The organism is Asticcacaulis excentricus (genome assembly GCF_003966695.1).
Lineage (GTDB): Bacteria > Pseudomonadota > Alphaproteobacteria > Caulobacterales > Caulobacteraceae > Asticcacaulis > Asticcacaulis excentricus_A.
Genome location: NZ_AP018828.1, coordinates 22,853 through 47,248 on the forward strand (window position 1 = coordinate 22,853; position 24,396 = coordinate 47,248).

Sequence of the window (24,396 nt, forward strand, 5' to 3'; positions counted from 1 at the left end):
ACATCGCTCCTGAGTGTGTAATCATGTCCCTGTTTGAAACCGCCCGGAAAATCTACCCGCGCCGCGTCAAAGGCACCTTCCGGTCCCTGAAATGGCTGAGCATGATCGTCCTGCTCGGTATCTACTACGCCGCCCCGTGGCTGCGCTGGGACCGTGGCCCGCACGTGCCGGATCAGGCCATACTGGTCGACCTGGTGGGGCAGCGCGGCTACTTCTTCGGCATCGAAATCTGGCCGCAGGAGGTCTATCTGCTGGTCGGCGTGCTGATCCTCGCCGCCATCGGCCTGTTCTTCGCCACGGCGCTTCTGGGGCGGGTGTGGTGCGGCTATGCCTGCCCGCAGACCGTATGGACCGACCTGTTCGTGTGGGTCGAACGCTTCGTGCAGGGCGACCGCAATGCGCGACGCAAGCTGGACGAAAGCGCGTGGACGCTCGAAAAGCTCTGGAAAAAGACGCTGACCCACCTGATCTGGCTGCTGATCGGGGCGGTCACCGGCGGGGCGTGGGTCTTCTATTTCAATGACGCCCCCACCCTTTTCAGCGACCTGTGGCATCTGGACGTCTCGTGGTCGGTGCTGGGCTGGATCATCGCCCTGACGCTTTCGACCTATTTCATGGCCGGTTTCGCGCGCGAAAACGTCTGCACCTATATGTGCCCCTATGCGCGCTTTCAGTCGGCCATGTTCGACAAGGACACCCTGATCATCACCTATGAGGCCGAGCGCGGCGAACCGCGCGGTAAGCACAAGAAGGGCGAAAGCTGGGACGGCAAGGGCCACTGCATCGACTGCGACTCATGCGTCATCGTCTGCCCCATGGGCATCGACATCCGCGACGGCCTTCAGATGCAGTGCATCTCCTGCGGCCTGTGCATCGACGCCTGCAACAGCGTGATGGACAAGATCGAGCTGCCGCGCGGCCTGATCCGCTATGATACCGAGTCGAACCAGCGTCAGCGGCGCGACGGCTATCGCACGCTCGATATCGCTCACCGCAAAAGCGGCAAGACCGTCGTGCCGCAACAGAAGATGCGCTGGGTGCGGCCGCGCACCGTGGCCTATGCCCTGATCCTGTCCACCGTGGGCAGCCTGATGCTGACCGCCATTGTGCTGCGCCCGATGACCGAACTGACGGTCAATCACGCCCGCGCGCCACAATTTGTGCGCCTGTCCGACGGCAGCGTGCGCAATGATTACCAGATCAAGATCCTGAACAAATCGCACGACGACCGCGCCTATCACCTCAGTACGCAGGGCCTGCCTCAGGCGCGTCTGGAGGTGCTGGCCGCCGGGGATGAGACGGTCGAGACGCTGCACGTCCCCGCCAACAGCGTCGCCAGCTTCCGCGTGCGCGTCGATACGCCGGAGGCCACGACGCATGGCCGCAGTGACATCCGTTTCCTTTTGTCTGACACCCAAAACCCTGCCCAAAACTCTGCCCAGAACTCTGGCAAAACCCCGGAAAGCGCCCGCCATGACAGCTACTTCATTCGCTGAGGCCAAGCCCCTCTCTCAGGCCGAGATCGACCGCCGCCGTGGCCGCTTCGTGCCGTGGGTGATCGCGGTCTTTTTCCTCAGCTTCATGATCCCCCTGATCTGTTTCACCGTCATCGCCTTTCGCCACCAACCCAGCGAGGTCACGCCGCAGGCCTATGAAAAGGGGCTGGCCTACAACCAGACTCTGGAAGCCGCCGCCGCTCAGAAGGCGCTCGGCTGGCAGGTGACGCTCAGCCATGCGGACGGACGGCTGACGGTACGGGCGCGCGATGCTAAGGGCGCACCGCTGGACAGCGGGCAGGTCGAGGTGTGGCTGATCCACCCGGCGCAAAAGGCGCTTGACCGCCATCTGGTGCTCACGCCCGAAGGCCAGGGCGTTTATGCGACCGCCGCCGCCCTGCCCTCCCCCAGCGTGTGGACCGCCCACATCACCGTGCAGGTGGCGGACCAGCAGATGCAGACGCGCGCCTTCGTGGAAAACTGATCGTGGACATTCTGATCCTTCTGGTGGCGGCGGCGGGCGTGCTGGCCCTGATCGCGGGGGCGGCCTTCATGTGGGCCCTGCGCAGCCAGCAGTTCGACGACCCGGAGATGCAGGCCGAGCGCATCCTGCACGACGATGACGAGTCATGACCGACACCCTGACCGATTACGGCTGCTACGTCACCGAAGAGGACGAAGCCCATCAGGCCCTCTATCTGCGCGTCGAAGGGATGCGCTGTGCGGCCTGCGCGTGGAAGGTCGAAAGCACGCTCAATGCCTATGACGGCGTCAGCGCGCGCATGACCTACGCCACCCAGAGGCTGAAACTGGTGTGGGACAAGGGGGCCGACACCGCCGCCAATGATCTGGCCGCCGCCGTCGAGGCGCTGGGGTTTTCCGTCGCCCCTTTCGACATTTCAAAATCCAGCGGAGGGGCGAAGGCCGAAGAGAGCCTGCTGCTGCGCTGTCTGGCCGTGGCCGGGTTTGCCACCACCTTTGTCATGCTGTTCGCCGACGCCCTGTGGTTCAGCGATGACGCCTCGCTCAACGGGGCGACGCGCGACCTGATGCACTGGGCTATGGCGCTGGTCGCCCTGCCGACCACGCTTTATGCCGGCCGCCCCTTCTTCCGCAGCGCCATCGCCGCCCTCAGGCACGGGCGCAGCAATATGGACGTGCCGATCAGCGTCGCCGTGCTGCTGACGGCGGGGATGAGCCTGTTCGAGACGATCCGCCACGGGCCGCACGTCTATTTCGACGCCTCGGTCATGCTGCTGTTCTTCCTGCTGATCGGGCGCTATCTCGACCTCAAGGCGCGCGGCAAGGCGCGGGAGGCCGCCGAGGGGCTGCTGGCCATGCTCGACGGCACGGCCAGTGTGCGCGAGGGCGGTCAGGTGCGGGCGTGCAAGATCAGCGACCTGCGCCCCGGCATGACGCTTCTCGTGGCCGCCGGTGAAAAGATCGCCGCCGACGCCACCCTGACGCGCGGCACGACTGAGGTTGATACCAGCCTGCTGACCGGTGAGACCCTGCCGCGCTCCGTCGGCCCCGGTGAGACGGTCTATGCCGGCACGATCAATGTCGCCGCCCCCGTCGAGGCCGTCATCACGGCGGCCTCAGAGAACAGCCTGTTGTCGCGCACCGTGGCGCTGATGGAGACGGCCGAACAGGGTCAGGCGCGCTTTGTGCACATTGCCGACCGCGTGGCGGCCATCTACGCGCCGGTGGTGCATATTGTGGCGGCCCTGACCTTTGCGGGGTGGGCCCTGTGGGGACATGGCGGCTGGCAGGACGCGCTGCTGAAGGCCATGGCCGTGCTGATCGTCACCTGCCCCTGTGCGCTGGGGCTGGCCGTGCCGGTGGCGCAGGTTCTGGCGTCGGGGCAATTGTTCCGGCGCGGCATCCTGCTGAAATCGGCGCGGGGGCTGGAGCGTCTGGCCGCCGCCGATACGGTCATCTTTGACAAGACCGGCACCCTGACGCGCGGTCAGCCGACCTGGATGAACCCGCAGGCGCTCAATGAATACGAGACGCGGCTGTCTCTGGCGCTGGCGGCGCAAAGCCGTCACCCCCTGTCGCGCGCTCTGGTGCAGGCGCGGCCCGACCTGCCCGTCGCGCCCGCCACGGTCGAAGACGTCCCCGGCTGCGGCCTGCGCGGCGAAGTGGAGGGTGAGCCGGTATGGCTGGGCAAGGCGAAGTGGCTGGGGATAGAGTCCACCGGCGACAGCGCCCCCGAACTGTGGTTCCGGCGGGGTAACAACGCCCCGGTGCGTCTGGCGTTCGAGGACACGCTGCGGCTTGATGCGCGGCGGACCATCGACGCTTTGAAGGCGCGCGGGCTCGACATCTGGCTGCTGTCCGGCGACCGGCACGTCGCGGCGCAACGGGTGGCAGCGGAGTTGGGCATCGACACCTGTCACGCCGACCTGTCGCCGCTGGAAAAGCTCGCCACCGTGCAGCGGTTACAAGCCGAAGGACGCAAAGTGCTGATGGTCGGCGATGGGCTAAACGACGCGGCGGCCCTGTCGGCGGCCAGCGTCTCTATCTCCCCGGCGTCAGGCATGGACATCACGCAGAACGCCGCCGACCTCGTGTTTCGTGGCGACAGTCTTTGGCCCGTGGCCGAGGCGCTGCGTGTGGCCGAACGCACCGGGCGCATCGTCACGCAGAACTTCGTCCTGTCGTTTGGCTATAATCTGATCGCTGTGCCGCTGGCCGTGGGGGGCTGGGTGACACCGCTGATCGCCGCCATCGCCATGTCGGCCTCGTCACTGGTGGTGGTAGCCAATGCGTTTCGGCTCAAACTGCCGGGGCGGATAGCATAGCACAAAGCCGCCCGTCGCCGGGCGGCTTCCCTTTACGCTTACTGTACGCTTACTAAAACCTACGCCACCAGGGCTTCGACATTTTCTTTCACCTCTTCAGAGGCTTGCGCCACGTCGTTGAAGGTAGTGCTCAGATGGCTGAGCTTTTCGTCGATCTCGTGCACCGCGGTCACCGCCGCCTGCATATTGCCCGATATTTCGGCGCTGACGGCGTTTTGCTGCTCGATAGCCGAGGCGACACCGGCGACATTGTCCATTACCGCCGTCATGCTGGAGGTGATGATGCCCAGCGCGCCCACCACCTCGGTCGTCACCGTCTGCATGTTGGCGATTTCCTTGGAGATGGTCTCCGTGGAACGCGCCGCCTGATTGGCCAGCGACTTAACCTCAGACGCCACGACGGCAAAGCCCCGGCCCGCTTCGCCCGCGCGCGCCGACTCGATGGTGGCATTGAGCGCCAGAAGATTGATCTGGCTGGCGATTTCACGGATCATTTCGACCACATTGTTCATCGAGGTCGCTGAGTCGTTGAGCGCCCCGGCAGACTTCCCGGCCCCTTCGGCGTGACGGAAGATGCCTTCGACGCTTTCGCGCGCCTGACCCATATTGCCGGCGATTTCCTTGACGCTGGCGCTCAGTTCCTCAGACGCAGCCGCTACGGCATTGACCACCGAGCCGGTTTCTGTCGAGGCCGTCGAGGCCGTGGCCGCCATCTGTGTCGCTTCGACCATCTGTTTGACGACGCCGTTCAACTGCCGATCGACCTCACGGCTCAGTTGTTCATTGCGCAGACGGCGTTTGACGGCCTCGGTCGTGTCGGTAGCGAACTTAACCACCTTGATGACCGCACCCGTGTCATCAAAGACGGGATTGTAGGAGGCCTGAATATAGACTTCCCGACCACCCTTCCCCAGACGCCGGTATTCCGCCGCCTGAAACTCACCGCGTTGCAGTCGCTCCCAGAACTGCCGGTAGTCTGCGGACTGCGCGTATTGCGGTTCACAAAAGAGGCGGTGATGCTGACCGACGATCTCCTTGAGGCTATAGCCCAGGGTTTTCAGAAAATTGTCATTGGCGGTCAGAATCTCGCCCTGCGGCGTGAATTCGATGACCGCCTGAGCGCGGGAAATGGCGTCGACCTTGCCCGCATGATCAAGGGATTTCGCCTTGGCCTCGGTGATATCGGCGGCGATTTTCAGCACCCGCACGACCTTACCGCTCTTGTCCTTGACGGGGTTATAGCTGGCCTGAAGCCAGACGATCTTGCCATGATTGCCGATGCGCTTGAATTCGCCCGCCTGAAAGCGTCCGGCGGCCAGATCGCTCCAGAAATGGCGGTAAGCCTCAGAATTCACATAGTCGGGCAGGCAAAAGAGTCTGTGATGCTGACCGACCACTTCGCGCTCGCTATAGCCCACCGCCGCCAGAAAATTGGCATTGGCCGAAATGATCTTGCCGTCCGGCGTGAACTGGATGATCGCCTGCGACGTATGCAATGCGTCAAGTACAGCTTTGTCCAGGCTGGTGTTTGAACCGAAAAACACGTTAATTCACCCTATCCCTACGCGGACCCTATGGTATCCGCTCAGCCTTAATTTACCGCAGCTTCAAGGCTCTTTCCGGCCTCTGATGCATCACTGCGCCTGATTTTGGGGCACAAACCTTAATGCGCTGATAATGCCATTATCGTTAGTAGGGTCTTTACGCCTCACTATATAGGTGTCGCTCAGGCAATCACCTTGCGGCGCAAGGCTTCGGCCACCGCGTGGGTGCGCCCGCGCACGCCCATCTTCTTCCCCGCCGACTTGGCATAGGTATAGATGGTATCGGTGGTGTAACCGGTCACCTGATGGATGGCGGGCACCTCAAGACCATCGGCAAAGTGTTTGAGGCAGGCCAGTTCGCCGTCGGACAGGCCCAGATGCTGGTTCATGGCGCCGAGAAGCTGATCCGACAGTTCGGCGTGCACCACGCGCGTCGTCATTTCGAGGATGAATTTTTCGTGATCATTAAACGGCGTGGCCCGGCAGAAGGTCACGCCGCCGAAGCGGTGTTCACCATTGAAAAAACCGACGGCGCTGCGCGTCGTGATATCGAACTGCCGCTCCAGTTGCCGGATGCGCTCGACGCCGGGCCCGGTCAGCACGTCGGGCCCCAGATCGTGCCAACTCCCCCAATGCTGCTCCGCCGTCATCAGGTAGGACATGGGGTCCTGATGATAGAGCTTTTCAGTGAGGAACAGGCGGATAAACGCTTCCGGCATATCCGAAGCCAGCATGACGCCACGCCCGACCCCCAGCCCGAAAAAAGCAAGACCCGACATGGCAAAGCTGTCGAAAGGCACGATCTGGCGCAGGGTTTCCATCATCGGGTGCCGGGCGTGAGCGCGCCCGAACTGATTGGCGATCACTTCCATCGCCGCCTGCCGGGCGGGGTCCGCGACACGCTTGGAGATATAGCTGGGCATGTACCGTCCGATTCAATGAAAAACCAGTCCGGTTTCATTTATACCGCGAAGGCGCGTTTGCAAACGTCTTCATCCGCCAAACGCCCAACTTGTCGCCCGCTCCGACGTCTGAGCTTATTTGCGCGCCTGGGTAAACAGCGTCGCCGACTCCGTCTGCGCCTTTTGCGCCTCAGGGACATAGGCCGTGGTTTGCAGGAAGGCGTGGATCAGGCTGGGGTAGTGCAGGCGTTTGACCATCACCCCCGCCCCGCTCAGCTTGTCGGTAAAGGCGCGCTGTGAGTCTTTCAGCGGATCAAAGCCCGCCGTGACGATCACCGTAGCCGGCAGGCCTTTCAGGTCGGCCTGCATCGGGGAGGCGTCTTCAGCGGGCGGCGTCGTGCCGGCGGGATAGACCTGCGCCGCCAGATACTCCAGATTGTCGGCATCAAGCCCGTAGCCGCTGCCCAACTCCGTCATCGACGGATAGCTGTTCACCCGATCCACCCCCGGATAGTAGAGCAGAAGCCCCGTTGGACGGACCGCCGCCTTTTTCTGTTTCAACGCCACCGACAGGGCCAAGGTGCCGCCCGCACTGTCGCCGCCGAGGCTCAGGCGTTTCATATCGCCGCCGAACTCTTTGGCGTGCGCGGCCACCCAAGTCCAGGCGTCTTCGGCGTCCTGATGCGCCGCCGGGTACGGGTGTTCAGGGGCCAGCCGATAGCCGGGGGCGACCACGATCATCTTCAGGTCGCGCGCCAGTGCCCGCAGGCTGGGGTCAAAGGCGTCCAGGCTGCCGAACATGAAGCCGCCGCCGTGATAATAGACCAGAACCGGGGCGGATTTGACGCCCTGCAAGGCCGCCGGGACGAAGATCCGCACGGGCAGGTCGCCGCCGCGCGTCGGGATGCTCCGGTCGCTGGCCAGTACGCCTTCGACCGGCGCAGTGCGCGTCGCCCAGTAGCGATCGAGCGCGGCGCGCGTGGCGTTACGCCCGGCCTCAGTGGCATAGACGGCGCGCATCTGCGCCTTGACGGCAGGCGTCGCCGCCGGGCGCGTCACGTTTTCCAGCACGTATTGCAGACGCGGATCGAGCGCGTGGCCTTCTGACACTTCGCGCGGCCCTTTGAGGTGGGCGATAAACCATGCCTCGTCCTGCTGCATGAAGGCGACGGCCTGCGCCTCGACAGGCGTCGGCACGATGGGTTCAGCCGCCAGCGGCGTGGTCATAAGGCAGGCTCCGACGGTCAGCACAGGCAGCAGGTGTTTCATGTGGCGTCTCCCGGTGTTGTTTTACGGAGAGCATGACCGCATCCCCTGCCGGGCGCAACGAGAAATTCAACAGCCGTGGAACTTACAGCGTGACGGCCGCCTTTGCGTGGTCTTCCATGGCCTGAAACGCCCCCAGATGAAAGCTGATCAGGTGCTCATAGGCGTCTTCGGCGTCGTCCGACCGGCAAAGCCCATTCGACAGGTGGTCGATGCGCCCGGTCGAGGCCATGGTCAGGGTCAAAGCCCCCGACAGGCAATGATAACCCCAGTACAGCTCGCGGTCAGCGACGTGCGGCAGGACGCGGCGCAGGGCGTCGATGAATTTGAGGATCAGGCGGTCGAAATGCGTGGTCATCATCGGGGCCAGCACGCCCGACGAATTGACCTGCGCCACCAGCCGGCAATAGTTGCGAAAGCCCGGATCGGCGGCGGCGTGCATGGTCTGCACCGGCACGATAAAGGCGCGCAGGATCGACTCCAGCGTGGGCGCCTCTTCGCTTTCCAGCACCGCACGCAGCGCCGCCTCGCGCCGGTCATTGAGCACCAAAGCCCGCCGCCCGAAGACCGCGTCGTAGAGGCCTTGTTTGGACTCGAAATAGTAGTTGGGCAGGGCCACATCGACGCCCGCCGCCTGTGCCACCTGACGCACCGTCACCCCGTCAAACCCGTGCTGTGAGAACAGGGCCTCGGCCGCATCCAGCACCAGATCACGGCGCGAGGGCGCATCCGACACCTTGCGGCGTCCCTTGGGGCTTTTGACGATCGGTTCAGGGACAGAGTCGGGCGGCATGTATCCACGGGATGAGATTCGATGATGGTTCCGTCTAACACAGGCGCGCAGATGGCGAAAAGGAAAACGTTTTCCCTCCGTTCGTCTGCGAATACAGGGTGCGCCGATTTGGCCACAGCAGGGTTAATTTCAACGGAAATTGAATTTAGCGGCTTGACATTCAACAGCCGTTGAAAAATCCTCTGACCACCGGCCCGCGCACAGAAGCCGGACCTACACGGGAAAAACAGCACAGGACACAATGCCATGTCGGCAGGGTTAACCTACGACGACGTGACCTATTACAGCGGCGCGGATTCGCTGGGCAGCGGACGCCTGAGCCTGTACGCCCGCGACTATAACCCGACGGCTGAGCACGTGGTGATCTGCCTGCACGGCCTGACGCGCAACAGCGCCGATTTCGAGCCGCTGATGGCGCACCTGCCTGCCGATCATCGCTTTATCATCCCGGATCAGCGCGGGCGCGGGCGCTCGGACTATGACAGCGAACCGGCCCACTATGCGCTCGGCGTCTATGTGCAGGACATGCTGGCCCTGATGGCGCATCTGGGGGTGGAACGCGCCACCTTTATCGGTACGTCTATGGGCGGGCTGATCTCGATGCTGCTGGCGGCCACCGCGCCGCAGTCCGTGCGCGGCATCGTGCTCAACGACATAGGCCCGAAGCTGTCGCCCGAAGGGCTGGAGCGCATCCGCGGCTATGTCGGCAAAGGGAAGCCGGTCGCCACCTGGGCTGATGCGGCGGAAAACACCCGCCTGATCAATGCCGAAGCCTTCCCCGGTTTCGGTCCTGACGACTGGCTGGCCTTTGCGCGCCGCACCCACGTGGAGGTCGCGGGCCGCCCTGTCCCCGCCTATGATCCGGCCATAGCGGCGGGCATGGCACCGGGCAGTCAGGCCGTCGCCCCGCCCGAACTGTGGGACCTGTGGGCCGGGCTGAAAGACATACCCGTCCTGGCTCTGCGCGGGGCCCTGTCCGACCTCCTGTCGGCGGAGACCTTGCAACGCATGGGCGACACCCACCCGCAGACGCGCACCGTCACCGTCCCCGACCGGGGCCACGCGCCCCTGCTGGACGAACCGGTGGCCCTGTCGGCCATCCAAGCCTTTTTGCGGGAACAGGCCCTGCGCCCCTGATCCGGGCGTTGGTCGCTGCCGCCTCAAGTATGCGTTTCAACTATAAACCTACAGGGAAACCCCATGAAACAGACCTTCAAACCCTTGCTGATGGCCTCTGTGGCCAGCCTCGGCACCCTTCTCGGCCTCGCCGCGCCGCAGGCCTTTGCTCAAACCGCACCCCAGCCCGCCGCTTCCGCCGATGAGGTGACCGACGTCGTCGTCACCGCCCGTCGCCGCGCCGAAACCCTGAAAGACGTGCCGATCGCCGTCTCCACCTTCTCTTCGGCCAAGCTGGACCAGACCGGCGCACAGGACATCACCGCGCTTCAGCAACAAGCCCCCAACATGACGCTTCAGGTGGCGCGCGGCTCCAACTCGACCCTGATCGCCTTCATCCGCGGCGTGGGTCAGCAGGACCCGCTGTGGGGCTTTGAACCGGGCGTCGGCCTCTATGTCGATGACGTCTATGTGGCGCGTCCGCAAGGCGCCGTGCTCGACATCTATGATGTGCAGCGCGTCGAAGTGCTGCGCGGCCCGCAAGGCACCCTCTATGGCCGCAACACCATCGGCGGCGCCATCAAATACGTCACCAAGCCGCTGGACATGACCTCGCCCACCTTTATGGCGCGCGGCTCGCTGGGCAGCTATAATCAACGCGACCTCGTCCTGACCGGCTCGATCCCCCTGACGGATCAGTTCGCCGTCGGCGCGGCGATTGCCAAATATAACCGTGACGGCTTCGGCAAGAACCTGTTCACCGGCGCCGAGCATTACAACAAGGACGTCACCGCGGTCCGCCTGAGCGCCGAATATAACCCGACGGACAAGCTGTCGCTGCGTCTCGCCTATGACCGCACACAGGACGATTCCAACGCCCGTCACGGTCACCGCGAAACCACGGCCCTGAACTCCGCAGGCGGCCCGCTGTACACCGGCACGCAGGCCGTGTGGAACACGCCACCGGCCGATCCGTATGACACCTATGCGGGTCTGGGCGACAAGAACAAGGTCGAAACCGACGGCGTGTCGCTGACGGCGGAATACAAGATCTCGGACACGCTGACCTTCAAGTCGATCTCAGCCGTGCGTTCGGGTGAGACGGCGACGAAGATCGACTTCGACAACACGCCGGGCGGCTTCATGGACGTGCCGGCCAAGTACGAAGACACGCAGGCCACGCAGGAACTTCAGTTCACCTATGGCGGCGAACGCTGGTCGTGGGTGGCCGGTCTCTTCTATCTCAACAGCACGGCCTCGGGCGCGTTCGACACCACCATCCTCGGTAATGCCGCCACCACCCTGACCCAGGGCAAGGTGCGCACCAACTCCATCGCCGCCTTTGCCGACTTTAACTACAAGCTGACGGACAAGTGGTCGCTGTCGTTCGGCGGCCGCTACACCAAGGATAACAAGCGCGGCACCGTCTATCGCGCCAACTATGCCGGGGCCCCCTCGCCCGTCTTCGGCGGCAAGGGTGCGGTGACGCTGCTGCGCTCAAACTACTCCAACGACAAATCGTTCGACAAGTTCACGCCACGCATCTCGCTGTCCTACGCCTTTACCCCGGCCCTGACTGGCTATGCGGCCATTTCCGAAGGCTTCAAGTCCGGTGGCTTCGACATGCGCGGCGACGTTATCCTGACCCCCTCGACCGTCAATGGCTACAATCCGGAAACCGTCCTCAGCAAGGAAATCGGCCTGAAAGGCACCACCTTTGACGGCCTGATGAACTTCACCTTCGCTCTGTTCGACTCGAAGTACGACGACATGCAGATCACCCGTCAGACCCCGGTGGGCGCGACGGTGGCCTCTCAGGTCGAAAACGCCGGTAAGGCCTCGATCCGCGGCGCGGAATTCGAAGGGACGCTGCGCTTCTCAGACAAGCTGACCGGCAATTTCGCCCTCGGCTATACCGATGCCAAGTTCGACGAATTCATCAGCTACAACGTGCTGACCGCCTCTTACGTCAATCTGGCAGGTGTCTATAAGTTCCAGATGACGCCGGAATGGACCAATAATTTTGGCCTGACCTACAAGACGGACGCCTTTGGCGGCTCGCTGGTGGTGTCGCCGCAGGCCAGCTACCGCTCCGACATGCAGATGTTCGAAGCGGCCAATACCGCCCTCGATCAGAAGGCCTACTGGCTCTATGATATGGGCGTCACCTGGACCGCGCCGGGCGCCAAATACAAGGTCGGCCTCTATGGCCGCAACCTCGGCGATGAGCGCTACCGCACGGGGGGCTATAACTTCCCCAGCAGCGTATCGCCGCTGTTCGGCAACTCGGTCTCGGCCTTCTACGGCGCGCCGCGCACCGTGACCCTTACTCTGGAATATCGTTACTAAGTAACGAATTAAGGTCTGTATCCTGACCTCTCTCCCGTGACCCCCTACGGGAGAGAGGTTCTTTTTCCGAGCGCATTCGTCGGCTCAGTTGAGCCGCCGCATGGCTCTCATCTTTTGCAACGCCTCATGTGTTTCCGAAAAGTGCCAAGAAAGTGTTTTGCACTTTTCGGCATGAGGCTAAGGGTCCACCCATGTCCAGCCCCACCCCCGACGCGGCCCCGATCAAGGGGCGTTATCTGGCCCTGTTTGCCCTGATCGTCGTCTATACGTTCAACTTCCTCGACCGGCAGATCATCTCGATCCTGAAAGACCCCATCGCGCAGGAACTGGGCCTCAGCGATACGCAACTGGGGCTGATGGGCGGGCTGGCCTTTGCGCTGCTCTACACCACCCTGGCCATTCCGGTGGCGTGGCTGGCCGACCGGACCTCGCGCGTGTGGATCATGACCACGGCTCTGGCCGTCTGGTCCGGCTTCACCGCCCTGTGCGGTCTGGCGCAGAACTTCACCCATCTGTTTATTGCCCGCATGGGCGTCGGCGTCGGCGAAGCGGGTGGCGTCGCCCCGGCCTACAGCCTGATTGCCGATTATTTTCCGCCGAAACAGCGGGCCAAGGCGCTGGCCATCTATTCGTTTGGTATTCCGGTGGGCTCCGCCGCCGGTGTGCTGTTCGGCGGGCTTCTGGCCGCGAAGGTGGACTGGCGATTTGCCTTTATCGCCATCGGGCTGGCGGGCATTCTGATCGCGCCGCTGTTCCGCCTGATGGTCAAGGACCCACCGCGCGGACGCTATGACGCCGCTGCGGGCAAGCCGCTGGGCTTTATCGCTGCGTGCAAGCTGGCCTTCGCCAAGCCGACCTTCTGGCTCCTGTCGTTCGGGGCCGCCTGTTCGTCCATGGTCTCTTATGGTTTCATGTACTGGCTGCCGACCTTCCTGTCGCGCTCGCTGCACCTCGACCTCGTGTCGCGCTCATGGTTTCTGGCCGCCCTTCTGTTCATCGGCGGCGTGGCCGGCATGGCGCTGGGCGGCGTGCTGGGCGACAAGCTGGGGCAGAAGTCCAAGCGCGCCTATCCGCTCATCCCGTGCGTCGCCTTTATCATCTCGGTACCGCTCTACGCGCTGGGCGTGCTGGCCACCACGCCGGAGACAGCCTTTGCCCTGTTCCTGCTGCCGCAGGCGCTGGGCCTGATGTGGCTGGGCCCGGTGCTGACGGCGGTTCAGCATCTGGGGCCGGGCCATTCGCGCACCATGATCTCGTCGCTGTTCCTGCTGATCAACAACCTGATCGGCATTGCGGTGGGGACGTGGTTCTTCGGTGCGGCGTCGGACTATCTGAAGCCCCTCTATGGCGACGCCTCGATCAAGTACGCCTTCCTGGCGGGCCTGAGCTTCTATGTGCTGGCGGCGATCCTGCTGTTCTTCGCCTCGCTGCGCATCCGCCGCGACTGGGTGGATTAGATCATCATGTTTAGCCCCTCACCGGGTGCGGCCTGCGCCACCTTGGCCGCCGCTGCAATGGCGGCTTGAGCGGAATGATTTTAGAAATCATCCCGCTCTAATACCTACTGCGCGGTCCATCCCCCGTCGATGGGGATGGCCGTCCCAGTCACATTGTGCGCCAGAGGCGAAGACAGCCACAGGGCCAGCGCTGCGATTTCCTCCGGGGCGCTCATGCGCTGCGACGGCTGTTTTTCAGCCAGAAGCGCGGCGATCCCTGCTTGACGATCCCCCCCGGCGGCCGCGGCGCGGGCCTGAATCTGCGGTTCGATCAGGGCCGTCTCGGTCCAGCCGGGGCACAGGCAGTTGATGGTCACGCCGGTGCGCGCATATTCGAGCGCCGCCACCTTCGACAGGCCGACCAACCCGAACTTCGAGGCCACATAGGGCCCCTTCTCCACCGAGGCGACAAGGCCGTGCACTGAGGCGATATTGATGACGCGCCCGAAGCCGCGCGCCGCCATACGCGGCAGGGCATAGCGCAGGGTGGCCATGCCCGCCGTCAGATTGACCGACAACACCGTATCCCAGGTGGCATCATCTATCTGGGCAAAGGGCAGGGTCTTCTGCACCCCGGCATTGTTGATCAGTATGTCGATACCGCCGCCCCAGTTCCACACGGCCTCCATCAGGCCGTCAATGGCCGCCCGGTCGCGCAGATCGCCGTCGAAAAAGCGCACCTGCGCCCCCAGACGGCGGATATGATCGGTGGCGGCATCAATCTGTTGCGGCGTCGCCAGCCCGTGCAGGGCGATATTGGCCCCAGCCCTGGCAAAGGCTTCGGCGATGGCCAGCCCTATGCCCTGAACGGAACCGGTGATCAGCGCGGTCCGCCCGCGAAGAGAAGCGTCGGTCATGGTGTGTGTCCCTGTTTTGGCCCTTCTGTGCACGGTGGCGGGGCTTCAGAGTTAACTATCGGCGGGCCGTCACAGGGGGTCAATAAAAAATTCAACAATTGCTGAATTTTTTGCTCGCAAGGGGATGACAAACGGCACCGGAGTGCGTAGGAATGAGCAAAAATATAAGGGAGAGACCGATGCCGTCGAAGATATATGCGGACGCGAAGAGTGCGCTGGAGGGGCTGACGTTTGACGGGATGACGGTGATGGCCGGAGGCTTTGGCCTGTGCGGCATCCCGGAGAACCTGATCGCCGCGCTGCGTGACTCAGGCGTGACCGGGATCACCGCCATTTCCAACAATGCCGGGGTCGATGGCTTCGGGCTGGGGATGCTGCTCAACACCCGTCAGATCAAAAAGATGATCTCGTCCTATGTCGGCGAAAACAAGGAGTTCGAGCGGCAGTATCTGGCGGGCGAGTTGGAGCTGGAGTTCAATCCGCAGGGCACCCTGGCCGAACGCATTCGCGCCGGCGGGGCCGGGATTCCGGGCTTCTACACCGCCACCGGCGTCGGCACGCTGGTCGCCGAGGGCAAAGAACTGAAAGACTTCAACGGCAAGACCTATGTGCTGGAGACGGGTCTGGTCGCTGACCTCTCGATCGTCAAGGCGTGGAAGGCCGATGAGCGCGGCAACCTGATCTTCCGCAAGACGGCGCGCAATTTCAACCCGATGATGGCCACCGCCGGCAAGGTCTGCGTCGCCGAGGTTGAGGAAATCGTGCCGGTGGGCTCGCTCGACCCCGACGCCATCCACACGCCCGGCATCTATGTTGACCGTATCGTGCAGGGCACGTTCGAGAAACGCATCGAACAGCGCACCGTGCGTCAGAGAGAAGGCGCCTGATCATGCCCTGGACACGTGACCAACTGGCCGATCAGCGCTCAAGCAGCGAAGCGGTAGCGCAACAAAAAATGCGCGAGGCCTGCCCGGCGCACCTTGTTTTGGAGTTTTAATCATGCCCTGGACACGCGACCAACTGGCCGAGCGCGCGGCTAAAGAACTTCAGGACGGTTTCTACGTCAATCTGGGCATCGGCATCCCGACTCTGGTGGCCAATCACATCCCGCAGGGCATGACCGTCACCTTTCAGTCGGAAAACGGTATGCTGGGCATGGGCCCCTTCCCGTATGAGGATGAGGTCGATCCCGACCTGATCAATGCGGGTAAGCAGACCATCACCGAACTGCCCGAAACCAGCTATTTTTCGTCAGCGGACTCGTTCGCCATGATCCGCGGCGGGCATATCGACCTGACCATATTGGGGGCGATGGAGGTGGCCGAAAACGGCGACATCGCCAACTGGATGATACCGGGCAAGCTGGTCAAGGGCATGGGCGGGGCGATGGACCTCGTCGCCGGGGTGCAGAAGGTCGTGGTCGTTATGGAACACGCCAACAAGCACGGCGAGTCCAAGGTGCTGAAACGCTGCGACCTGCCGCTGACCGGGGCGGGCGTGGTCGATCTGATCATCTCGACGCTCGGCGTGTTTGAGGTCAAGCCCGATGGCTCAGGCCTTGTGCTGGTCGAACTGGCCCCCGATGTCACCCTCGACGACATCGCCGCCCAGACACAGGCCACCTATGAGGTGGCGCTGCGGGCGTAAGACTGGAAGATTGGGGTCCGGACTCGCTACAGCCACCAGATAACAGCGGCGGCGAGTGCAACGGCGCTCATGAAGGTTTTGATGTTTGCGGCAATGGTCACGTGCAGGAGCGCAAATACGGCCCCCCCCACGTGGACTTTGCCTCCTTCTACAACGTCACGCCGCGCTTGACGCTGACCTTTGAGGGCATCAACATCACCGACGAAGTCGAGCGCATCTACGGTACCGGCGATACGGGCGATATGGATCTGACGCGCGAATATACCCACACCGGGGCGCAGTGGATTTTGGGCCTGCGTTATAAGTACTGATAAACATAAAGCGGCCATCGGCACCCGCCGGTGGCCGCCTTTACGGGAGTAAACCATGCGGCTTTTGCCCGCCCTTACCGTCGCCGCGCTGGGTCTGGGGCTCCTGTCCCCCGCCCTCGCCGCCGACCTGATCCCCGTGGACGACAGCTACACCGTCTCGCAGCGGTTTGAGCGCTATAAGGATCAGTATGCGGGCATAAGCTGGCCCGTGGCCGAGTTCCAGAGCGGGCAAAAGGTGCTGTTTGACCGCCGCTACAAGAGTATCGGCGGGCGCGAACTGCATATCGACGTCTTCCTGCCGGTTGCCGGGCGCGCCAATGACAAAGGTATCCTGCTGGTGCACGGTGGTGGCTGGCGCTCAGGCAACAAGTCGCATTTCTACGCTCTGGCTACCCGGCTGGCGCAGCGCGGCTATACCGTCTTCCTGCCGGAGTTTCGCCTGTCACCCGAAGCCCCCTATCCGGCGGGTCTGATTGACGTCAATGACGCCCTTGTCTGGGTCAAAGGGCAGGCGCAGACCTTTGGCATCGACCCCAAGCGGCTGGCCATAGGCGGGGCCTCGTCCGGCGGGCAGATGGCCGCGCTTGTGGCCTATACGGCGGACACGCCGCTCTACAAAAGCCAGGCGGGCGACGATACGCGCGTCAGCGCCCTGATCGACATTGACGGCGTGCTCGACTTCACCACACCTCTGGCCCTGCAATACGAAAACGCCGCCGGGGACAGCTCGGCCGCCGGTCTGTGGCTGGGCGGTGCGATGGAAAAGGTGCCCGACCGCTGGCGCGAAGCCAGTGCCGCGAAGCACGTCAGCGCCGCATCGCCGCCGACCCTCGTCATCAGCAGCGGCCTGACGCGCTTTACCGCCGGTCACGAAGACGTCGAGGCCAAGCTGAAAGCGCAGGGCATCGCCTATCGCTACACCGCGTTTGACAACGCCCCGCACGACATCTGGCTGTTCGATCCGTGGTTCAGCCGTATTGTCGATCTGATGGATGATTTCCTCTCGGAACACTGAGCCGCTCATGTCTGTACGCCCCACCCTGCTCGCCAGCGCCGTCGCCTGTCTGACCCTTGCGGCGCTGAGCCTCCCCGCCGAGGCCGCCACCCGTCTCACAGTGCGCCCGGACTGCGGTTCGCAAAAGGCCTGTTTCACAAAGGTGCAGGCCGCGCTCGACGCCGCGCAAAAGGACACAAGCGACACCTGGGTCGTGATCGACGTGGCGGCGGGTGACTATTATGAAAAGGTGACGGTCAGCCGCCCGAAAGTGCGTCTCAAAGGCGCTGGGGTGAAACGCACCCGCCTGCACTTTGACGCCGTGGCCGAAACGGCGGGCAAGTACCACCGCCGCAACTGGGGTACGCCCGGCTCGGCCACCCTGACTATTAATGCCGATCAGGTGACGGTGGAGGGTCTGACCATCGAAAACACCTTCGACTATCTAAGCAACGACGCGCGACCGAGCGATGACCCGCAGAAGATCAAAAATTCGCAAGCTGTCGCGGTGCTGCTCGATATCGACAGCGACCGCGTGCTGTTCCGCAAGACGGCGATGCTCGGCTATCAGGACACGCTGTTTGCCAATGGCAAGCGGGCGGTGATCCGCGACAGCCTGATCGCCGGCAATATCGACTTCATCTTCGGCAACGGGCAATTGCTGATCGAAGACAGCGAATTGCGCACCCGCAATCGCGGCGCGCCCACGCCGCCGGGGGAGTTCCATTCCTTCCTGCTGGCCCCCTCCACGCCCCTGAGCCAGCCCATCGGCCTCGTCGTTTATCGGTCGCGCCTGACACGCGAAGCCGGTGTGCCCGACGGCGCGGTGGCGCTGGCCCGACCCTGGCACCCGACGACCACCTTCCAGGACGGGCGCTATGCCGACCCCAACGCCATGGGGCAGGCCCTGTTTATCGACTGCGTGATGGACGCCCATATCCACCCCGACCACTGGACCAGCATGGGCGGCACGGCGCGCGACGGCACCAAGACCGCCGTCTTCCATCCGCAGGACTCCCGCTTTTTTGAAAGCGGCTCGACCGGACCGGGCGCCAGACACCGCGACATCGGCATACGCTGGAAAGACGCCCCGGACATCGCGACCGTGCGCCGTCAGCTCTCCAATGGCTGGCCTCATACCAGGAGTCATTGAAAATGACTCCTGGTATTCCTTTCGAGAATTTCTCATATCGCTGATACATATGAGACAGTCTCGTTTCTTCAACGGCCGGATGCGGTCAGCATCTTCGGCCGTTGGCATCAAGTGAAATAACCCTTCCTGACGCTTCGGCTACCCGTTGATGCGTCGCACTGGCCGCCCCTCACCGGGCGGCCTTTCTTTGTGGGCGCGTTCACAATTAAACCCATATTTCATATTTAACACACCGTCTGACGCGCTGTAGCTACAGACGATAGAGCGAAATGATTTCTAGTGGAATCATTTCGCTCAAGCCGCCTTTGAGGCGGCGGCCAAGGTGGCGGATCCGCCGCCCGGCGAGGGCCAAACATAATGATCGACCCCTCACGGACTTTTTGTGATTTGTAACTGAACTTGACACAGTCCTGCCTTGCAATTGCCGCATCGCAGCATATATGATGCAGGTGTTCGATGCCTTGCATCGATTGCCCTTCCTGGGCGTTTCCTCCCTGTAAACTGGCCGCGCCGAAATGCGCGGCTTTTTTTTGCCTGCGACCAAGGGTCCGCGAGGCCTTTTTGACGCCGCAGCGCGAAACGGCTATCACATTATCAATAAGCCAATGGAATCGTGATGTCCGAACCGACCTACAGCGCGCCTGCCCTTGAAAAGGGCATTGAGATTCTTGAGTTTCTGGCCGGGCGGTCGGGCCCGCTGAGCATCGGTGAGATCTGCGCCGGGGTCGGCCGTTCCAAGGCCGAAATCTACCGCATGATCCTGACTCTGGAGGGCAAGGGGTATCTGCGGCGCGATATAGCCGGTCGCTACACCATGACCAGCCGCCTGTTCGATTTCGGTATGCTGTACCCGCCGCGTCAGAGCCTGATCGAGACGGCCCTGCCGCATATGCGCGCTCTGGCCCGCGACAGCGAACAATCGTGCCACATGACCGTCCTGTCGCGCGAGCATATCGTCGCCATTGCCCGCGCCGAAAGCGAGAGCATGACCGCCTTCGGGGTTAAGGTCGGCTTCCGCGCCCCGGCGGCCACGGCCACGTCCGGGCGCATGATCTTCGGCTTTCTGCCCCTGCGCGATCAGCTCAACTGGTATCACACCATGCGTGGCCGCATCGACCGGCCCGTTCTGCGCGCCTTCCTTGATGAAGCGCGTGAAGCGAAGCGTCGGGGCTATCTGGTGCGCGACAGTGCCTATACGCTGGGTGTTGTCGATCTGGCCGTGCCGATCTTCGCGGCGCGCTCAAACCACGCCGTCGCCGCCCTGATCGTGCCCTTCATGACGCACGTGGTCTGCCATATGGACAAGCCGCAGGTGCTGGAGCGCCTGCGCCAGACGGCACAGGCCATTTCCAGCGAGCTGTATTAAAGCTTCACAAGGCCCTCGGCCCGCAGGCTAAAGCTCGCCGACTGGTCCTTTTTCAGGGTCAGCGGCAGGCGATGATCCCCCAGCACCAGCGTCGCCTTTTCGCCAAAGGCGCTGCGGATCGTCACTCGCTCAAGCGTCATATCGGCCCAGTGGAGGTCTACCGTAAAGCCACCACGCGCCTTCAGGCCCGTGACGTGCCCCTTCGGCCACGCCGCGCCCACAGATTGATGCGCCAGCCGATGGACATATCACCACGCAGCTCCAGCGATTTTTTGGCCGCCGCCGCAAAACACCATCGCCCCCAGCCGCCAAAGCCGCGTCATTCTGGCAGACCAAACGCTACGCAATCGTTTTTATTTCCCCAACGGACGTTTTGCCCCTTTTCAGGGTCGCAAACCTCGGCATAGGTTGCGCCACCGGTGTCACAGGCACCCAAAACAAGGAAAGCCCCGGCACAGGGGCCCTGCCCACACAGAGAAAAAGGAAACATCCGCATGACCGCCTCCGCCTCACCGGCCGCGACGGGCCCGATCAGCCGCTATCGCTGGGTGATCTGCGCGCTGTTGTTCATCGCCATCGGCATCAACTATATTGACCGCCAGATGATCGGCATCCTGAAGCCCACCCTTCAGGGCGAGCTTCAGTGGAGCGAAACCGACTATGCCAACATCGTGTTCTGGTTTCAGTGCTTCTATGCCGTAGGCTTTCTGACCTTCGGGCGCGTTATCGACGCGGTGGGCGTGCGCATCGGCTATGCGGTGGCCTTCACCATCTGGACCATCGCCTCGATCGGCCACGGCCTGATCCACAGCGTCACGCAATTCGCTGTGGCTCGCGCCGTACTGGGCTTCGGTGAGGCCGGCGCCTTCCCCGCTTCGCTGAAAGCCATATCGGAATGGTTCCCCCAGAAGGAGCGCGCGCAGGCCGTCGGCATCTTCAACGCCGGCACGGCCATGGGGCCGATCATCACGCCCCTGCTCGTCCCGGCGATTACGCTGGCCTTTGGCTGGCGCGCCGCCTTTATCTCCATCGGCATCGTAACAGCCCTGTGGCTGGTGGCGTGGCTAATCATGTACCGGCGTCCGCAGGAGCACCCCAAGGTGTCGGCTGCCGAGCTGGCGCATATTCAGTCCGACGATGCGACCCCCACCGAAGCCGCCGCGCCTACGGCCAAGATCTCGTGGTTCAAGCTCTTAACCTTCCGTCAGACCTGGGCCTATGCGCTGGGCAAGTTCCTCACCGACCCCATCTGGTGGCTCTATCTGTTCTGGCTGCCCGACTTCCTGAACAAGCGGCATGGCCTTGATCTGAAGACCTTCGGCCCGCCGCTGATCGCCATCTACATTCTCGCCGATTTCGGCTCTGTTTTCGGGGGCTGGGCGTCGTCAAAGCAAATCAAAGCCGGGCGCACCCCCAATGCGGCGCGCAAATCGACCATGCTGGTCTGTGCGCTTCTGGTTACGCCCATTTTCGCGGCGCAGTTCGTCGATAATCTGTGGGCCGCCGTGGCCATTATCGGCCTGGCCGCTGCCTCGCATCAGGCGTGGTCGGCCAATCTGATGACCCTGCCGTCGGACCTCTTCCCCAAGCAGGCGGTGGCCTCGGTCATTGGCATCGGCGGCATGGCCGGGGCCATCGGCGGTATGCTGATGACCACTTTTAACGGTTATATCCTTGAGTTCTTCAAATCGTACCAGCCGATCTTTATCGTCGCGGGCTGTGCCTATCTGGTAGCCATTCTCGTCATCCACACCCTGACGCCTAAGCTCGAAAAGGTCCCCGAAGAGAAGATTTTGAAGGCGTAAAAAACAGAAAAGCCCGTTCCGATGAGGAGCGGGCCTTTCTTCTTACTGGTGCCTGAGCGCCTTGCCCGGTTCGGTCGAAGCGCTGCTGAGTGCCAGCCCCCCCACCGTCCCCAGCGCGATGGCCAGAGCCGCCGCCGTGGCGATAAGGAAGAACAGCGGGCTGATGCCAATGGCGTCGTCGAACTGCGACAGCCACCGCCCCAGAGCCAGCCACGCCAGAGGCCAGGCGATAACGCTGGCGATCAGCACCGGGCGCAGGAATTGCAGCGTCAGGAGCCGCACCACCTGACCGCGCGACGCCCCCAGCACCTTGCGCAGACCGATCTCACGGGCCCGGCGCGAGGTATTGAACGCCGCCATCCCATAAAGCCCAATACAGCCGATCAGCGCCGCCACCCCGGCCCCGACCCCGAACAGGTTGGAGCGGTCGCGTTCGGGCTTGTAATACTTGTCGAGGTTCTCATAGGCGGAGGTGACTTCAAACGGCACGTCTGGCGCGATCTGACGCCACACCTTGCGCAGGCGTTCGCGCATCACGCTTTCACTGATCCCGGCATAGCGGACAAAGCCAACCGCCGCATAGGAGACGTGGGCATCGAACATATACAGCTTGGCCGGAATGGGCTCAGACGGGTGATAGAAGCGCGCGTCTTCGACCACACCGACAATACGCACCGTATGATCGGCAAAGCGCGCCGTCTGCCCCACTGCGGCCTGTGGCGTCTTGAAGCCCAGACGCTGCACCGCCAGACGGCTGACGACCACATTGGTCACCCGGTTGCTGTCCGTCTCAGACCTGTTGTCCACCCACGTCTGATCCTCGGCAAAGCGCGGATCGAAAAGGCGTCCGGCTAGCAGCTTGATACCAATCAGCTCGAAATAGCCCGGCCCGACCATGGACCAGTTGACCGTCGGCGACTCCGTCAGCTCCTGACGCCGCCCCGGCAGGACGATATTGGAGTTATTGACCGTGTTCTGATCGCCCGGAATGGCATTGGCGATGGTCACCGCCGTAACATTGGGCAGGGCCCGCACGGCGGCCTGAAAGCCTTCGCGCTGCGCGGCATTGATATTGACATCGCGGATCGAATTGACCAGCAGCAGGCCGTCGCGTTTGAAGCCGAGATCGGCCGACTGGATATGCTCGATCTGCTTGATGAAGCCGAGCATCAGGGTAAAGGCCATAACCACCGCCGCAAATTGCAGGATGACAAGGCCTTCGCGCAGGCGCATCCCCAGACGCCCGCCCGCCGGGGTGCGGCTCGACGCCAGAACCTGCGCCGGTTTAAAGGCCGACAGGGCAAAGGCCGGATAGAGGGCCGCGACCAGACCGGCCAGCAGCACCACACCCAGAAGCCCGGCCAGCCACGCCCCGTCCTTCACGTAATCGAGCGCCAAAGACAGGCCCCCGGCGGCATTGATCAGCGGCAGGGTCAGTTCGACCAGAGACAGGCCCACAATAAAGGCGACCAGCAGGGTCAGCAGGGCCTCCCCCAGAAATTGCAGCCGCAGCGCCGAAGGACGCGCCCCCAGTGTCTTGCGCACCGCCACTTCACGCGCCCGCAAGCCGGCCCGCGCCGTGGCCAGATTGACGTAGTTGATCAGGGCCAGCCCCAGCGCCACCACGCCGACCAGACCCAGCGTGACGATGGCCGCCTTCTGTTTGGGGTCGATCAGGTGCATGTCGGCCAGCGGCACCAGCACCAGCTTCATCAGGCTGCTGCCCTTGGTGCCGGGCCCGAAGGTGTCGCCCACCTGACGATCGGTAAAGGCGTCCATCTGGGCCTGAAGCGCCCGCGCCTCAGCCGGTGTGTTGAATTTGAGGAAAGCGAAAAGCTCCACCGAGCCCCAGTGATGCCAGGTGTCGGGCTCCATCGCCGTGCGCTGCGGCGTGATGCGGCGCATCAGGTCCAGCTTCAGATCGGCATTTTTGGGCAGGTCGCGCATAACGGCGCTGACCACATAGGGTTTGCGCCCCTCGGCGTCGCTGAGCGTCAGGGTCTTGCCCACCGCATCCGCCGTGCCGAAATATTTGCGCGCCTTTTCCTCGCTGATGACCACGCTACCCGGATCATTCAGCGCACTGGCCGCGTCGCCTTCGCGCATGGGCACGCCGAAAAAGGTGAGAAACTCCGGATCGACCAGCTCGATCTGTTCGGAATAGACCTCCGACCCCTTGTGCACCGTGACCGGGTTGGACCAGTCGCGCACGGTGACCAGTTGCGGATAGCTGGCCTTCAGTTCTTCGGTCAGGCCGCCCATGGCGCCGATACGCACCTCATCGGTCATGCCGGGGAAGAAGTAGCGGGTGCCGACGGTATAGATTTTGGCGCGTTCGGGGCTCCAGCTCTCATAGCCGGTTTCAAAGCGCACCAGCAGGCTGAGCGCGATAAAGACGGCGATGCCGAGGCTGAGGCCCAGAAGGTTGAGACCGCCATACAGCGGATGCCGGGTGAAGGAGCGCCAGAAGGCGATCAGGACAGAGCGTAACATA

The 24,396-nt window shown here is 63.1% G+C and carries 21 protein-coding genes; 14 read left to right on the forward strand and 7 right to left on the reverse strand.

The genetic code is table 11. The features are described 5' to 3' along the window. Positions 1-23: 23 nt before the first annotated feature. From ccoG to EM6_RS11255, 4 genes are read left to right on the forward strand one after another with little or no spacing between them, the layout of a single operon-like run. On the forward strand, positions 24-1,496 hold the full coding sequence (ccoG, locus tag EM6_RS11240; protein WP_126423077.1) for a cytochrome c oxidase accessory protein CcoG: 1,473 nt from the start codon (positions 24-26) through the stop codon (positions 1,494-1,496). Further along, positions 1,474-1,980: a FixH family protein gene (locus EM6_RS11245; RefSeq protein ID WP_172961244.1), complete on the forward strand. Its 507-nt coding sequence runs from the start codon at positions 1,474-1,476 to the stop codon at positions 1,978-1,980. Before ccoG ends, EM6_RS11245 begins: the two co-directional genes overlap by 23 nt. Before the next feature lie 2 nt (positions 1,981-1,982). Next, a complete protein-coding gene (gene ccoS / locus EM6_RS11250) occupies positions 1,983-2,129 on the forward strand; it encodes a cbb3-type cytochrome oxidase assembly protein CcoS (protein ID WP_126423081.1) in 147 nt (48 codons plus the stop codon). Continuing rightward, positions 2,126-4,303, forward strand: coding sequence for a heavy metal translocating P-type ATPase (locus EM6_RS11255; RefSeq protein WP_126423083.1), 2,178 nt, complete (start codon positions 2,126-2,128; stop codon positions 4,301-4,303). Before ccoS ends, EM6_RS11255 begins: the two co-directional genes overlap by 4 nt. A gap of 59 nt (positions 4,304-4,362) precedes the next feature. On the opposite strand, the gene EM6_RS11260 is transcribed toward EM6_RS11255, so the two are convergent. The 4 genes from EM6_RS11260 to EM6_RS11275 form a co-directional block, all read right to left on the reverse strand. Continuing rightward, the gene (locus EM6_RS11260; RefSeq protein ID WP_232037153.1) at positions 4,363-5,799 is read right to left on the reverse strand and encodes a methyl-accepting chemotaxis protein; all 1,437 of its coding nucleotides are present in this window, start codon (positions 5,797-5,799) and stop codon (positions 4,363-4,365) included. Positions 5,800-6,029: 230 nt separating this feature from the next. Next, positions 6,030-6,770 carry a helix-turn-helix transcriptional regulator gene (locus tag EM6_RS11265; protein ID WP_126423087.1) on the reverse strand — a complete coding sequence of 247 codons (741 nt, stop codon included), beginning with the start codon at positions 6,768-6,770 and terminating at the stop codon, positions 6,030-6,032. Between the two features lie 114 nt (positions 6,771-6,884). Beyond that, entirely contained in the window at positions 6,885-8,018 is a 1,134-nt protein-coding gene (locus EM6_RS11270) for an alpha/beta hydrolase (RefSeq protein WP_126423089.1), read from the reverse strand. 82 nt (positions 8,019-8,100) lie between these two features. Then, positions 8,101-8,808 carry a TetR/AcrR family transcriptional regulator gene (locus EM6_RS11275; RefSeq protein ID WP_126423091.1) on the reverse strand — a complete coding sequence of 236 codons (708 nt, stop codon included), beginning with the start codon at positions 8,806-8,808 and terminating at the stop codon, positions 8,101-8,103. Positions 8,809-9,054: 246 nt separating this feature from the next. On the opposite strand from EM6_RS11275, the gene EM6_RS11280 reads away from it, so the two are divergent. The 3 genes from EM6_RS11280 to EM6_RS11290 all read left to right on the forward strand — a co-directional run bounded on the left by EM6_RS11280 (position 9,055) and on the right by EM6_RS11290 (position 13,730). After that, entirely contained in the window at positions 9,055-9,945 is an 891-nt protein-coding gene (locus EM6_RS11280) for an alpha/beta fold hydrolase (RefSeq protein ID WP_126423093.1), read from the forward strand. A 63-nt stretch (positions 9,946-10,008) separates the two neighbouring features. Continuing rightward, entirely contained in the window at positions 10,009-12,273 is a 2,265-nt protein-coding gene (locus EM6_RS11285) for a TonB-dependent receptor (protein WP_126423095.1), read from the forward strand. Positions 12,274-12,464: 191 nt separating this feature from the next. Next, on the forward strand, positions 12,465-13,730 hold the full coding sequence (locus tag EM6_RS11290; protein WP_126423097.1) for a spinster family MFS transporter: 1,266 nt from the start codon (positions 12,465-12,467) through the stop codon (positions 13,728-13,730). 104 nt (positions 13,731-13,834) lie between these two features. Here EM6_RS11290 and EM6_RS11295 read toward each other — a convergent pair whose 3' ends face one another. Then, positions 13,835-14,626 (reverse strand): 3-hydroxybutyrate dehydrogenase, encoded by a 792-nt coding sequence (locus EM6_RS11295; RefSeq protein WP_126423099.1) that lies wholly within the window; start codon positions 14,624-14,626, stop codon positions 13,835-13,837. Positions 14,627-14,805: 179 nt separating this feature from the next. On the opposite strand from EM6_RS11295, the gene EM6_RS11300 reads away from it, so the two are divergent. The 6 genes from EM6_RS11300 (at position 14,806) to EM6_RS11325 (ending at position 20,097) form a co-directional block, all read left to right on the forward strand. After that, complete coding sequence (locus EM6_RS11300) at positions 14,806-15,513, forward strand: CoA transferase subunit A (protein ID WP_126420694.1); 708 nt, start codon at positions 14,806-14,808, stop codon at positions 15,511-15,513. A 112-nt stretch (positions 15,514-15,625) separates the two neighbouring features. Next, the gene (locus EM6_RS11305; RefSeq protein WP_126420696.1) at positions 15,626-16,273 is read left to right on the forward strand and encodes a 3-oxoacid CoA-transferase subunit B; all 648 of its coding nucleotides are present in this window, start codon (positions 15,626-15,628) and stop codon (positions 16,271-16,273) included. Between the two features lie 131 nt (positions 16,274-16,404). Beyond that, on the forward strand, positions 16,405-16,584 hold the full coding sequence (locus EM6_RS11310) for a hypothetical protein (protein ID WP_232037154.1): 180 nt from the start codon (positions 16,405-16,407) through the stop codon (positions 16,582-16,584). A gap of 55 nt (positions 16,585-16,639) precedes the next feature. Next, positions 16,640-17,599, forward strand: a complete 960-nt coding sequence (locus EM6_RS11315; RefSeq protein WP_126423101.1) for an alpha/beta hydrolase — start codon at positions 16,640-16,642, stop codon at positions 17,597-17,599. A gap of 7 nt (positions 17,600-17,606) precedes the next feature. Next, on the forward strand, positions 17,607-18,731 hold the full coding sequence (locus tag EM6_RS11320; RefSeq protein ID WP_126423104.1) for a pectinesterase family protein: 1,125 nt from the start codon (positions 17,607-17,609) through the stop codon (positions 18,729-18,731). Between the two features lie 616 nt (positions 18,732-19,347). Then, positions 19,348-20,097: an IclR family transcriptional regulator gene (locus EM6_RS11325; protein WP_126423106.1), complete on the forward strand. Its 750-nt coding sequence runs from the start codon at positions 19,348-19,350 to the stop codon at positions 20,095-20,097. Here the strand turns inward: EM6_RS11325 and EM6_RS11330 are convergent. Then, positions 20,094-20,318 carry a glycoside hydrolase family 95-like protein gene (locus tag EM6_RS11330; protein ID WP_197723644.1) on the reverse strand — a complete coding sequence of 75 codons (225 nt, stop codon included), beginning with the start codon at positions 20,316-20,318 and terminating at the stop codon, positions 20,094-20,096. The two genes, EM6_RS11325 and EM6_RS11330, sit on opposite strands and share 4 nt — an antisense overlap. Before the next feature lie 273 nt (positions 20,319-20,591). Here EM6_RS11330 and EM6_RS11335 point away from each other — a divergent pair, with 273 nt between their 5' ends. Beyond that, a complete protein-coding gene (locus EM6_RS11335) occupies positions 20,592-21,902 on the forward strand; it encodes an MFS transporter (protein WP_126423108.1) in 1,311 nt (436 codons plus the stop codon). A 42-nt stretch (positions 21,903-21,944) separates the two neighbouring features. Here the strand turns inward: EM6_RS11335 and EM6_RS11340 are convergent, their stop codons facing one another. Beyond that, complete coding sequence (locus EM6_RS11340) at positions 21,945-24,395, reverse strand: ABC transporter permease (protein WP_126423110.1); 2,451 nt, start codon at positions 24,393-24,395, stop codon at positions 21,945-21,947. Position 24,396 lies beyond the last annotated feature (1 nt).

What these genes read in the sequence shown, in the direction of transcription:
- EM6_RS11245 (WP_172961244.1), top strand. Translation starts at nt 1,474, where the DNA reads ATGACAGCTACTTCATTCGCTGAGGCCAAGCCCCTCTCTCAGGCCGAG.
- EM6_RS11270 (WP_126423089.1), bottom strand. Translation starts at nt 8,018, where the DNA reads ATGAAACACCTGCTGCCTGTGCTGACCGTCGGAGCCTGCCTTATGACC.
- EM6_RS11295 (WP_126423099.1), bottom strand. Translation starts at nt 14,626, where the DNA reads ATGACCGACGCTTCTCTTCGCGGGCGGACCGCGCTGATCACCGGTTCC.
- EM6_RS11340 (WP_126423110.1), bottom strand. Translation starts at nt 24,395, where the DNA reads ATGTTACGCTCTGTCCTGATCGCCTTCTGGCGCTCCTTCACCCGGCAT.
- EM6_RS11325 (WP_126423106.1), top strand. Translation starts at nt 19,348, where the DNA reads ATGTCCGAACCGACCTACAGCGCGCCTGCCCTTGAAAAGGGCATTGAG.
- EM6_RS11305 (WP_126420696.1), top strand. Translation starts at nt 15,626, where the DNA reads ATGCCCTGGACACGCGACCAACTGGCCGAGCGCGCGGCTAAAGAACTT.
- EM6_RS11280 (WP_126423093.1), top strand. Translation starts at nt 9,055, where the DNA reads ATGTCGGCAGGGTTAACCTACGACGACGTGACCTATTACAGCGGCGCG.
- EM6_RS11290 (WP_126423097.1), top strand. Translation starts at nt 12,465, where the DNA reads ATGTCCAGCCCCACCCCCGACGCGGCCCCGATCAAGGGGCGTTATCTG.
- EM6_RS11300 (WP_126420694.1), top strand. Translation starts at nt 14,806, where the DNA reads ATGCCGTCGAAGATATATGCGGACGCGAAGAGTGCGCTGGAGGGGCTG.
- EM6_RS11315 (WP_126423101.1), top strand. Translation starts at nt 16,640, where the DNA reads ATGCGGCTTTTGCCCGCCCTTACCGTCGCCGCGCTGGGTCTGGGGCTC.
- EM6_RS11275 (WP_126423091.1), bottom strand. Translation starts at nt 8,808, where the DNA reads ATGCCGCCCGACTCTGTCCCTGAACCGATCGTCAAAAGCCCCAAGGGA.
- EM6_RS11335 (WP_126423108.1), top strand. Translation starts at nt 20,592, where the DNA reads ATGACCGCCTCCGCCTCACCGGCCGCGACGGGCCCGATCAGCCGCTAT.
- ccoG (WP_126423077.1), top strand. Translation starts at nt 24, where the DNA reads ATGTCCCTGTTTGAAACCGCCCGGAAAATCTACCCGCGCCGCGTCAAA.
- EM6_RS11265 (WP_126423087.1), bottom strand. Translation starts at nt 6,770, where the DNA reads ATGCCCAGCTATATCTCCAAGCGTGTCGCGGACCCCGCCCGGCAGGCG.
- EM6_RS11320 (WP_126423104.1), top strand. Translation starts at nt 17,607, where the DNA reads ATGTCTGTACGCCCCACCCTGCTCGCCAGCGCCGTCGCCTGTCTGACC.
- EM6_RS11285 (WP_126423095.1), top strand. Translation starts at nt 10,009, where the DNA reads ATGAAACAGACCTTCAAACCCTTGCTGATGGCCTCTGTGGCCAGCCTC.
- EM6_RS11255 (WP_126423083.1), top strand. Translation starts at nt 2,126, where the DNA reads ATGACCGACACCCTGACCGATTACGGCTGCTACGTCACCGAAGAGGAC.